The sequence below is a fragment of the Piscirickettsia salmonis LF-89 = ATCC VR-1361 genome (assembly GCF_000297215.2).
In the GTDB taxonomy this organism is placed as follows: domain Bacteria; phylum Pseudomonadota; class Gammaproteobacteria; order Piscirickettsiales; family Piscirickettsiaceae; genus Piscirickettsia; species Piscirickettsia salmonis.
In genome coordinates, this window is record NZ_AMFF02000190.1 from 1 (window position 1) to 11,321 (window position 11,321).

The 11,321-nt window shown below is 39.5% G+C and carries 9 protein-coding genes; 7 read left to right on the forward strand and 2 right to left on the reverse strand.

Annotated features, from left to right (window positions below; translation table 11 throughout):
* Nucleotides 1-6: 6 nt before the first annotated feature.
* A complete protein-coding gene (locus C200_RS15580) occupies nt 7-747 on the reverse strand; it encodes a hypothetical protein (RefSeq protein ID WP_016211326.1) in 741 nt (246 codons plus the stop codon).
* Between the two features lie 496 nt (nt 748-1,243).
* On the reverse strand, nt 1,244-1,798 hold the full coding sequence (locus C200_RS13135) for a hypothetical protein (RefSeq protein ID WP_016211324.1): 555 nt from the start codon (nt 1,796-1,798) through the stop codon (nt 1,244-1,246).
* Between the two features lie 535 nt (nt 1,799-2,333).
* On the opposite strand from C200_RS13135, the gene C200_RS13140 reads away from it, so the two are divergent.
* The 7 genes from C200_RS13140 to C200_RS13170 all read left to right on the forward strand — a co-directional run bounded on the left by C200_RS13140 (nt 2,334) and on the right by C200_RS13170 (nt 11,266).
* Entirely contained in the window at nt 2,334-2,924 is a 591-nt protein-coding gene (locus tag C200_RS13140; protein WP_016211322.1) for a restriction endonuclease subunit S domain-containing protein, read from the forward strand.
* Between the two features lie 62 nt (nt 2,925-2,986).
* Nucleotides 2,987-4,507 carry a type I restriction-modification system subunit M gene (locus C200_RS13145; RefSeq protein WP_016211325.1) on the forward strand — a complete coding sequence of 507 codons (1,521 nt, stop codon included), beginning with the start codon at nt 2,987-2,989 and terminating at the stop codon, nt 4,505-4,507.
* The gene (locus C200_RS13150) at nt 4,497-5,594 is read left to right on the forward strand and encodes a Fic family protein (protein WP_016211323.1); all 1,098 of its coding nucleotides are present in this window, start codon (nt 4,497-4,499) and stop codon (nt 5,592-5,594) included. The genes C200_RS13145 and C200_RS13150 overlap by 11 nt, the downstream gene beginning before the upstream one ends.
* 173 nt (nt 5,595-5,767) lie before the next feature.
* Nucleotides 5,768-6,838, forward strand: a complete 1,071-nt coding sequence (locus tag C200_RS13160) for a restriction endonuclease subunit S (protein WP_155276092.1) — start codon at nt 5,768-5,770, stop codon at nt 6,836-6,838.
* Nucleotides 6,807-7,043, forward strand: a complete 237-nt coding sequence (locus C200_RS16245) for a hypothetical protein (RefSeq protein ID WP_211250935.1) — start codon at nt 6,807-6,809, stop codon at nt 7,041-7,043. The genes C200_RS13160 and C200_RS16245 overlap by 32 nt, the downstream gene beginning before the upstream one ends.
* 89 nt (nt 7,044-7,132) lie before the next feature.
* Entirely contained in the window at nt 7,133-10,435 is a 3,303-nt protein-coding gene (locus tag C200_RS13165) for a type I restriction endonuclease subunit R (RefSeq protein WP_016211722.1), read from the forward strand.
* A gap of 30 nt (nt 10,436-10,465) precedes the next feature.
* On the forward strand, nt 10,466-11,266 hold the full coding sequence (locus C200_RS13170) for a M48 family metallopeptidase (RefSeq protein ID WP_016211721.1): 801 nt from the start codon (nt 10,466-10,468) through the stop codon (nt 11,264-11,266).
* The last annotated feature ends 55 nt before the right edge of the window (nt 11,267-11,321 follow it).

Consider the following 11,321-nt stretch of genomic DNA (forward strand, 5'->3'; position numbering starts at 1 on the left):
GCCGATTCAAGGCACGTAACGCTGTGTGACGCGGACAGCCGAGGGTTTATAGTCGTCGCGTTTTGCTCGGCGATTTTGCATCATTGGATGTGCAAAATACCTACCGAGGTAGCGACGCTTACGTGAGCTAAAAGACATATGACATGTTAAATGATTAACTTTCGAGTTAACAGTAGGGGCTTGAGACAACTCAGGTAAGCTTGCATCAAGCACTAGCCTACACCTTCCTAACCCTTTACTTTTTCCCGCTCCATACCAAAAACGACCAGCCTTCATTTCATTGAAAACTGATATAAGTTTGGAAGCCACCCCAGCTTTCTTAAACTCATCCATATCAACATCAATATTGATATTAAACTCTGCATTTCTAAAAATGGTTTCAAATTTATAATTCTTGCCAGAGATAGACGCCATTCTGTCTTCATCTAGCTTCAAACCCATACGTAAATCAAAAAAATTATTGTTGCTATAGTGAGATTTTTTCAAAGTGCATGTTACATTGTTTATCAAACGAACGGGTATATTTTCTTCAAACAATCGGCCCCACATTTGATTAATAAGGCCCTTATTCCGCTTGTTATTGCTCTCACCAATGAATGCATCCATTAATGACTGAGCTGTGCCCTCAACCCTCCCTGCTAACGACACAAGCTTTTCTTTGCCATCGCCATTGCGAGTAAATAAGGTTTTCTTAGAATTGCCACGATAAATTGGAGTTTCTGCAAAAATTGTCCCAGATAAAATCACAATGATGCCCTTCCCATAAATACCTTAAAAGTGGTCGAATTATACACGTAGATAAACTCCACATCAAAGGTGATAGAGCTGAAAGCTATTCTACCAGGCAGGAGGCGAACTTTAACAAAGGTAAAGGCTGGTTGCAGGTGATCCATACTAACCCTGCATATGCCAGTTAAACGAACTCTGTCTGTAGTTGTATTGGCTATCATTCTAAAGATAAATGTCGTATTCTCACTGTGGTAAACAGCAGTACAGTGACTTAAATACAAGCAAGAAGAGCGTAGGCTTGGTGCAACTATTGTTGCATCAACTGGCAAAGTAAGTTGTCATAATGTCGCCATGCATGAATGCAGGGTGACAGGGACGATAAATCTCGGCCATTTAGCGCCTGTGAATGATTATGGTATTCATATCAAAGCGTCATCACCCTAATTGGACCAGTGTGTTGAGTAAACACATTTATATTATGAAAAAACTAGTAAAAAATAGATGAAAAAAAACCCTATATGTTAATTAGCCTACCCATGCCAGAGGTAGTACCTACGTACTTACGAATGATTTCTAAGTAATCTCTTCCATTTTTAAACCGCCGTTTTGCCAAAAAATGAATTGTACTGAGCACTTTATTTAAAGTACAAATATCGATTGGGGTAAGATCACGAATGATTGCATCTTGGAGTCTTTGAAATCCATTGTAAACAAGTTTATCTTTGCAATTTATTTCTTGGTCGTCAAAATAATAATGATCAATAGCACACTGCATTATTTGTATAGCCTGATTATCATTGAGTGAGAAATTTAATTCACAGTCAAAAGCACAAATAACAGACTCAATCACATAAGAAATATTCATCAAATCAAGGTCATTTTTCATTTCCATCGGGGAAAAAGTTGGTATACCATTGTAATTTCTCTTTGCTACTTGATAATGGTTACAACCTTCACACTCTGATAAATTTCTTTTAGTTCCACAACATAAGGGGCAAATCTCACTTGTAGATGTGATCAAACAAGCACGCTTTGCTTTTTTTGTTGTGCAAACAGGACATTTCGCCATCTTAAATTACTCGTAGTTTGATATAACAGCGCACTGTATGAGGCGCATTTATATGTGAATCAGCGTTACCGACAAACAGAGATTATAGCATTGTGGCTGTACAGAATCGAATTATTAGGTTCAAAGAACTGTTAACAAAATGTGTCTTATGTTGAAAGTAGCACCATACTGCTACAGCAATATCATACCCTAATCCCTCGACCAAAGAATGAATCAACCGGCAAAATGTTAAAAGTCATACAAAAACAAATCATCACTTAGATATTGGTGATCTACAAAACATAACTCTTGAACAAGAAAAACAGTTTTGGCGAAAATAGCCTAATTATTTTTTTCGGATGGTAGGAAAATTTTTATGGCATTAGCAATATCAATAAAAACCGCTTGCACCATTCCATTACTGCATTTTTATTTGACTAAAGTCTAACTATACGCCAGTATATGTTAGGTTAAATAATTTGACGGCAACATCTAGCAATTTTAGATAACTAAATATTCACCAAAGACCTGCTCAGTAGAGGGGAAACTGATTAAGATGAGAAATACTATGCTTTGCGAGATAGCGGAAATCCGGCCGGGTTACCCCTTTCGAGGCACGATAACACCTGTTGCTAATACCGGCACGTTTGTCGTACAGGTGAGAAATACTAATGCCTCTGGTGAAATACACACAAGTGGAATGATCACCACAAAATTAACCGGCCGAAAACAACCAGACTGGTTACAGCAAGGCGATATTTTATTTGTAGCAAAGGGGGCTAAATATTTCGCTGCCTACGTAAAACAGTTACCGACAAAAACAGTATGCTCTCCACATTTTTTTATCGTACGTATTAAAAACGAACACTCAAAAACGATATTACCTGAATTTATTTGCTGGCAGTTAAACCAAATTCCTGCTCAGCGTTATTTCAAGACCACAGCTGAAGGTTCCATGTACGTCAGTATTCGTCGCCAAGTATTGGAAAATGTGCCAATCATACTGCCGTCAATCGAAAGACAAGCACAACTGGTGGCGTTACATTCATCAGCAGTTAAAGAGAAGAAGACACTACAGAAACTCATAACTAACCGACAGCAGCAGTTAGATGCTATTGCCATGGCTGTACTGGACAAACAAACTTGAGCTAGAAAACAGATTTTTAAGCAACCACCCAATTTAAAGACAAAAAATATAAAGGGAATAAAATGTCACACAGTCAAATCAATCAAGACGACATTAACAAAGCTGTCTGGGCTGCCTGCGATACATTCAGAGGCGTTATCAGCTCAGATACCTACAAAGACTTTATACTCACCATGCTGTTTCTAAAATACATATCAGATGTGTATAAAGACGAGTATGATAAGCTGGTTGAATCCCATGGTGATAACCCTGCGCTGATTAAAGCAATGATGGCTAAGCAGCGTTTTGTCTTACCTGACGGTGCAAGTTTTTGGGATTTGTATGAGTTACGTCATCAGGCGGGCAATGGCCAGCGCATTGATATGGCACTTCATGCGATTGAAGAAACCAACGGCACTAAATTAAAAAATGTGTTCCAAGACATTAGCTTTAACACCGACAAACTGGGCCAAGAAAAGCAAAAGAACGATCTGCTACGTCATCTATTAGAAGACTTTGGCAAAGACATCCTCAACTTATGTCCAAGTCGTGTAGGCACTTTAGATATCATCGGTAACGCCTACGAATACCTCATCAAACACTTTGCTGCGGGTAGCGGAAAAACAGCTGGCGAATTTTATACGCCGCCTGAAGTATCCGACTTACTGGCTAGCATCTTGGAACCCCAAGAAGGTGATCAAATCTGTGACCCAGCTTGTGGTTCTGGGTCACTATTAATGAAGTGTGGCCGTATGGTACGCAACAACTTTAATGGCTCTAAAAAGTACGCTTTATTTGGGCAAGAGTCCATTGGTTCAACCTGGGCGCTCGCCAAAATGAATATGTTCCTGCATGGTGAAGATAACCATCGCATTGAATGGGGCGATACCATCCGCAATCCATTACTAAAAGATAAAGACGGCACGGGTTTATTGCACTTTGATATTGTGACTGCAAACCCGCCATTCTCCTTGGATAAATGGGGGCACGAAGATGCGGCAAGTGATCACTACGGGCGCTTCCGTCGAGGAGTGCCACCAAAAACCAAAGGTGACTATGCTTTTATCTCGCATATGATTGAAACCCTAAAACCAGAAAGCGGCCGCATGGGCGTGGTTGTGCCACACGGTGTGTTATTTCGTGCATCATCCGAAGGGAAAATTCGCCATCAACTGATTGAAGAAAATCTGCTAGATACCGTAATTGGTCTGCCAGAAAAACTGTTCTTTGGTACCGGTATTCCTGCAGCCATTCTGCTGTTTAAAAAGCATAAGACTGATGAAAAAGTACTGTTTATTGATGCCAGTCGTGAGTTCAAATCAGGTAAAAATCAAAACCAACTAACACCAGACAACATTCAAAAAATTATCGACACTTACAAAGCACGTGAAACCACTGATAAATATTCGTATCTAGCAAGCTTTGATGAGATTAAAGAAAATGACTTTAACCTCAATATTCCTCGCTATGTTGATACCTTTGAAGAAGAAGCTGAGATTGATTTGGTAGAAGTTCGCACCAAACGAGTTCAGTTGCAAAACGAGCTAAAAACCCTTGAAGCTGAAATGGAAGGTTATTTGAAGGAGCTGGGTTATGAAGCCTAATTTAACGAGTCTTTTTGATCTTGGTGATATTGAAACGAAATCCGTACTCAAAGCTGCCGCTAAGGCACACCAACGTTTAGGTGAGCTTAAAGGTGTGGTTGCCACCATGCCCAATCAATATATTTTGCTGGGAACACTACCTCTACAAGAAGCGAAAGACAGTTCTGAAATTGAGAATGTCATTACCACTAACGATGATCTCTATCGCAGTGACTACGCCACTAGGCGTTTTGTTTCCAACGCCTCCAAAGAAGTTCATAGCTATGCCCAAGCCTTGCAGGAAGGGTTTAACATGGTGGAAAAGAACGGCATCATTACCAACAACACCATTAAGGATATTCAGCGGATTTTAGAAGAAAATGATGCCGGTTTTAGACAACAAGCAGGCACTGCACTTAAAAATGATTTAACAGGTGAAATTATCTATACCCCACCGCAGAATCCACAGGAGATCATTTCATTGATGGGTGATTTGGAAAAATTTATTAATGATCAGGAAAAGCCTGATTATGACCCATTAGTTAAAATGTCAATTATTCACCATCAATTTGAGAGTATTCACCCGTTTTATGATGGCAATGGCCGAACAGGTCGTATTTTAAATATTCTGTATCTAGTGCATCAAGGCTTGCTTGGCTCCCCTGTTCTGTATTTATCTCGGTATATCAATCAAAATAAAGGGCAATACTACCATTTGCTACAAACTGTTCGTGACCAAAATAATTGGGAAGAATGGATTTTGTTTATGCTTAAGGGTATTGAGCAGACTGCACAACAAACAACTTTATTAGTGAATGAGATCAAAGCATTAATGAGGCGCTATAAAAATAGTGTTAAAAATAATTTACCTAAAATTTATAGCCATGACTTATTGAATAATTTATTTAAGCACCCGTATACCAAAATCGACTTTGTGACTCAGGATCTACAGGTCCATCGTAATACGGCGCATAAGTATTTAGATCAATTGGTTGAGTTGAATTTAATTTCAAAGCATAAGGTAGGCAATGAAAATTATTATTTAAATGATGCTCTTTGTGGCTTATTAGCCAATATTAATCAAATGGATGCTGCGAATGGACAATAAAATCACTTTACTTGTGCAAACCTTCCAGCCTACGCACAAGAAATCAGTATTTTGTGTGCGTAGACTCATAGGCGTGGACACAAAACTGCAAAAACATGTACTTGCTTTAATAGATTTAAAGGCATGCTACTACCAAGGTGTTTCATTCAACATAAGACAAAAGGAATTGGGTTATGGTGCCTAATGACTGGAAAGTAAAAACATTAGAAAATATTGCAAAAATAACATCTGGAGGGACTCCAAGTAAAACAAAATTAGATTATTGGCAGGATGGCACAGTGCCTTGGATTCGTACTACAGAAGTACAGAATTGTGTTATACGCCCATGTGGCACTAAAGTTTTTATTACTGAATTGGGATTAAAAAATTCATCAGCTAAATTATTCCCTAAAGGTACGATTCTTTTAGCTATGATTGGACAGGGTAAAACACGAGGGCAAATTGCACTTCTTGATTTTGAAGCATGCTCCAACCAGAACTGTGCTGCGATCATATTAAATAAGAATCAAAACCCTGAATATTATTACAATTATCTTGTGAGCCAATATCAAAATATAAGAAATTTTAGTAACTCAGCAGGTCAAAGTAACTTAAGCGGGGGAATTGTTAAATCAATCCTAGTTCCTGTCCCCCCCCTCCCAGAACAGCAAAAAATCGCCAAAATCCTATCCACATGGGATAAAGCGATTAGCACGACTGAAGCCCTAATCGACAACAGCAAACAGCAGAAAAAAGCCCTGATGCAACAACTGCTCACAGGCCAAAAACGCTTCGCTGGGTTTGAGACGAAGTGGAAAACTATAAAATTGGGTGAGATTAGCCATATTACTACAGGTAGCTCTAATCGTGAAGATTCAAGTCTTGACGCAAAATATACATTTTTTGATCGATCTGAGGATATTAGAAAAAGCAATAAATTTATTTTTGATAAAGAGGCAATCATAGTGCCTGGAGAGGGCCAAGACTTCATGCCAAAATATTTTACTGGTAAATTTGACTTACACCAGAGAGCATACGCAATTATTGATATAGATAATGTAGATGGCAAGTTCCTTTTTTATGTTATTGGTTACTTTAGAAATTATTTCTTGTCACAAGCCGTCGGCTCGACCGTCAAGTCTTTACGGCTGCCAATGTTTCAAAAAATGCCATTAATTATACCTCTTTTAAAGGAACAACAAAAAATCGCATCGGTATTAACCAATGCAGATAATGAACGTAATCTTCGCTACGTCCCGACCTAACGGTCTTTCGCAACTCCGCTCTGCTAAAAACCCGAACCTACCTCGGCCTACTCACCCCGTGCTTAGCACTCCATGGCTCGCAGCGATCGAACTACTCCAAAAACAACTTATCGATTTAAAACAAGAGAAAAAAGCATTAATGCAGCAATTACTAACAGGTAAACGCCGCGTCAAAGTTGATGAAAATGAGGCTGCATTCACATAACCACACCCAAGCTCAACTCCAAACGCATTACCACCATACGCACCCTCATAACTGAAAGTCGACGGAAATTATACCACTAGGAAGAAATAATGGCTGAGCAATTAGTAAATTTCACAGAAGAATCCAGTGCCAAAATACCCGCCTTAACGCTGCTATCAAACCTCGGTTATATCTTTATCCCGCCAAGCGACTGTGAACAGTTTCGCGGCAAGCTCAATGTAGACAATAAAACGACTAGCCAGGTGATGCTACTGCCGGTGATGCGTACATTTTTAGCTAAACAAACCTTTCCGTTTGCGGGTAAACAACATCCTCTTTCAGCTACTTCTATCGATAAAATTATGCATGAGTTGAATCCTGCTATGAATGAGGGACTGGAAAGTGCAAATGAGAAACTCTACAACGCCATGATGTATGGTGTAGGTGTAACCGAATTTGTTGGTGGTAAAAAAGCATCTCCGACCATTCAGTTGATAGACTGGCATATCATTAGTAATAACCAGTTCCACTGTACCGAAGAAATGGTAATTCAGAATAGTGAAGGTACGGGAAATCGTATCCCTGACATTGTGTGTTTTGTAAATGGTTTACCTTGGGTGGTGATAGAAGCAAAGCGACCTGATTCTTCTAAAGAAGGCAAATCAACACTCGGTGAAGCAGTATCACAACAAATTCGTAACCAAGGCCAAACGGAAATCCCTCATCTATTTGCCTACAGTCAGCTGCTGATATCGGTGAATGGTCATGATGGTTTATACGGTACTTGCGGTACACCTGAAAAATTTTGGGCAAAATGGAAAGAAGAAGAGATTATTGAAGCCGAAATTGTTCGCTTAAAAAATAAACCCCTTGATAAAAGCCAGCTAAGCAGCTTGTTCGACCACCGTCCAAATGCTGCCAAAGATGAGTATTTATCATTAATTGCAGCCGGTGAGTTAACCATTACCGACCAAGATCGATTATTAGTGAGTTTGTTGCGCCCAGATCGCCTGTTAGAAATGACTCGCCTTTATATTTTGTTCCAAAAAAAGGCAGGCAAAATTGTGGCCCGATATCAACAAGTATTTGGCATTAAAACTTTGATTAAGCGCATTACCAGTTTTGAGAAGTCTGGAGTGCGACAAGGTGCTCGAAATGGTGGTGTCATTTGGCATACCACGGGCAGCGGTAAGTCATTCACGATGGTATTTTTATCTAAAGCCTTAATCTGGCTTGAAGAGCTTGCTCAGTGCCGAATAATTATTGTAACCGACCGTGTGAACTTGGAAAACCAGCTTAGCCGCACATTTACCTCCGGCGGCGTCTTAACGGATCGCGACAAAAAAGACGCCATAGCAACATCTGGACGGCGTTTAGCAGAGCAAATAGGCAAAGGAAACGAACGGGTCATTTTCTCCATTATCAACAAATTTGGCTCTGCGATAAGACATAAGGAATGTTTTAATGACAGCCCAAATATACTGGTATTAGTGGATGAAGGGCACCGCAGCCAGAACGGTGAAAACAATATTCGCATGCTGAAAACCTTACCCAAAGCAGCGTTTATAGCCTTTACCGGTACACCGTTATTAAAGGACGATAAAACCGAGAATAAATTCGGCAAAATCATTCATTCCTACACCATGCAACAAGCAGTAGAAGATAAAACCGTAACCCCTTTGCTGTATGAAGAGCGTATTCCTGATTTAAATGTAAATGATAAAGCAATTGACGTCTGGTTTGATCGTATTACGGAGAAACTAACCGAGCAGCAAAAAACAGATTTAAAAAAGAAGTTTTCACAAAAAGGCCAGATCTATCAAACTGAAGGTCGCATTGAACTGATCGCCCATGATATTTCAGATCACTTCCAAAACTTTAAACAACAAAACTTAAAAGGCCAGCTAGCCTGTGACTCTAAAATTTCGGCCATTCGCTATAAAATTGCTTTAGACAAGATAGATAAGGTCTCATCTGTTGTGGCGATATCTGCACCTGACACGCGTGAAGGCCATGAAGCAGTAGATCAAGACAGCAAAGGTATCGTTCAGAACTGGTGGAAAGGCACCATCGGTAACAAGGAAGAAAAAGCCTATACCGAAGAGATAATAAAAGACTTTAGTCGTGATGACGGTCCAGATATCATGATTGTGGTAGATAAGCTTCTAACCGGCTTTGACGAGCCAAAGAATACCGTACTCTATATCGACAAACCTCTTAAAGAGCACAATCTCATTCAAGCCATTGCCCGTGTCAATCGATTACACAGCAAAAAGCAGTTTGGTTATTTAATTGATTATCGCGGCATTTTAAAAGAGCTCGATACGACTATAGAGAAGTATCAGAACTTAGCTGAACGGACTCAGGGTGGCTTTGATATCGATGACCTTAAAGGCTTGTATACTCGTATGGACACAGAATACAAGAAACTCCCAGGGCTGTGCGACTCGCTCTGGATGATATTTAAAGGTGTTAAAAACAAACAAGATCCAGCGGCACTTCGCCAAGCACTGACGCCAAAGGTTAATGAAGTCCAAGGGCAATTAATTGATACCAACCTTAAAAACCGTGATGAGTTTTATTCATCGCTTACCGCGTTTTCAAACTGTATGAAAGTTGCCTTACAATCGGCCACATACTTTGACGATAAAAGCTTTGAAAATAAAAGACCCCACTATAAACAAACGCTAAAAATGTTTGTCGATCTACGCAAGCAGGTACGTGAAGATGCCAACGAAACCATTGATTACGATGAATATGCAGAAGATGTCAGACATTTATTAGATAAACATATAGCCGGAATAGAAATTAAAGAGCCAGAGGGCGCTTATTTGGTCGCTAGCTTAGGAAAAGATGTTAAGCCAAAAAACTTAACAGATGATGAAGCCCGAAACCAAACTGATAAGATCACAGGCCGAATCACCAAGATGATTGAGCAAGATTTGGCAGACGACCCTTATGCACAAGAGTATTTTTCTAACCTACTCAAGAAAGCTATAGCTGATACCAAAGCCATGTTTGATGCGCCAGTTAAACAATATATTTTGTTTGCAAACTTCGAAGAGGAAGTAAAAGAGCGCAAGGTGACAGGTATGCCCAGCGCCTTTGTTGACGCCGATGGTAAGCTAAATAAACATGCTCAGGCTTACTACGGTTTATTCAAACATCTCTTTGAAACAGAATTGCGTAACAATGTTGAACTAGATGATGACAAACTGGTTAAATATGCATTTGAAATTGACGCTGTCGTTAAAACAGCAGTGGCTGAATACTCGATTAATCCCTCTGAGATAGAAAATGCTATTAGCATAAAGTTATTGCCTATGTTGTGTGCTGATTTAGGCATTGAGAATGCAGAACGATTTATTCAAGAAGTACTGCAAATCACAAGGGTGGGCCTTTCTCGCGGGTAAGCGTCGATCATGATAAACATAAGTGCTGAAATGAGAACAACCACGCAAGAGCATGGTGTATTTGCTTATGGAGAGGAAATAATCCATTACGAAGTGATACGTAAAGCGGCTGAATTAAATTCCGACGATACTATTATTAATAGAAAAAACCCCTCCAAGGCGTCCCGAAAAGTAATTATCAAAGTTCATCCTGATCAACGTGTAGTAGCGACCGTGCCGCATGATGCCACCAGTGAATCCATACAAAATGCCATGCTCAAACGCGCTCGTTGGATTTGGCAGAGCATCAAGGAGTTTGCCTCACAGCATGATTATGTTTTACCAAGAGAGTATGTAAGTGGAGAAACTCAGTTTTATCTTGGTCGAAGATATGTCTTAAAGGTATTAAGTCAACCTAATAAAGTTAGTACTGTGAAATTACTTCGAGGTAAATTGGAAGTTATTCTACACAATAAGGATGCTAACAGGTCAAAGCAAGTTAAAGCATTAATTGATCAATGGTATTTGCATCACGCAAATAATGTTTTTCATGAGCGCTTACAAGAAATGTTACCCAAAGCTGCATGGGTAGAAGGCATACCGTCTTTTAAAATTATGGCGATGAAAAAACAATGGGGAAGTTGCTCAACAAAGGGTAGTTTAATGCTTAATCCACATTTAGTCAAAGCATCAAAAGAATGTATTGATTACGTTATTTTGCATGAGCTTTGTCATATTTCAGAACATAACCACAGCGATAAATTCTGGCGTTTACTGACACAAGTTATGCCCAACTGGAAAGAGATTAAGAGTAAGCTGGATAATATGGCAGAGTTATATTTGAATGAGTAAGGAAACATAACAAATGGTAAGCAGATCACAAAATAAATGGCACTGTTGCGAAAAA

Coding starts and splice junctions, on each gene's coding strand:
- C200_RS13165 (WP_016211722.1), top strand. CDS start 7,133: ATGGCTGAGCAATTAGTAAATTTCACAGAAGAATCCAGTGCCAAAATA.
- C200_RS13145 (WP_016211325.1), top strand. CDS start 2,987: ATGTCACACAGTCAAATCAATCAAGACGACATTAACAAAGCTGTCTGG.
- C200_RS13160 (WP_155276092.1), top strand. CDS start 5,768: ATGGTGCCTAATGACTGGAAAGTAAAAACATTAGAAAATATTGCAAAA.
- C200_RS13150 (WP_016211323.1), top strand. CDS start 4,497: ATGAAGCCTAATTTAACGAGTCTTTTTGATCTTGGTGATATTGAAACG.
- C200_RS13135 (WP_016211324.1), bottom strand. CDS start 1,798: ATGGCGAAATGTCCTGTTTGCACAACAAAAAAAGCAAAGCGTGCTTGT.
- C200_RS13140 (WP_016211322.1), top strand. CDS start 2,334: ATGAGAAATACTATGCTTTGCGAGATAGCGGAAATCCGGCCGGGTTAC.
- C200_RS16245 (WP_211250935.1), top strand. CDS start 6,807: ATGAACGTAATCTTCGCTACGTCCCGACCTAACGGTCTTTCGCAACTC.
- C200_RS13170 (WP_016211721.1), top strand. CDS start 10,466: ATGAGAACAACCACGCAAGAGCATGGTGTATTTGCTTATGGAGAGGAA.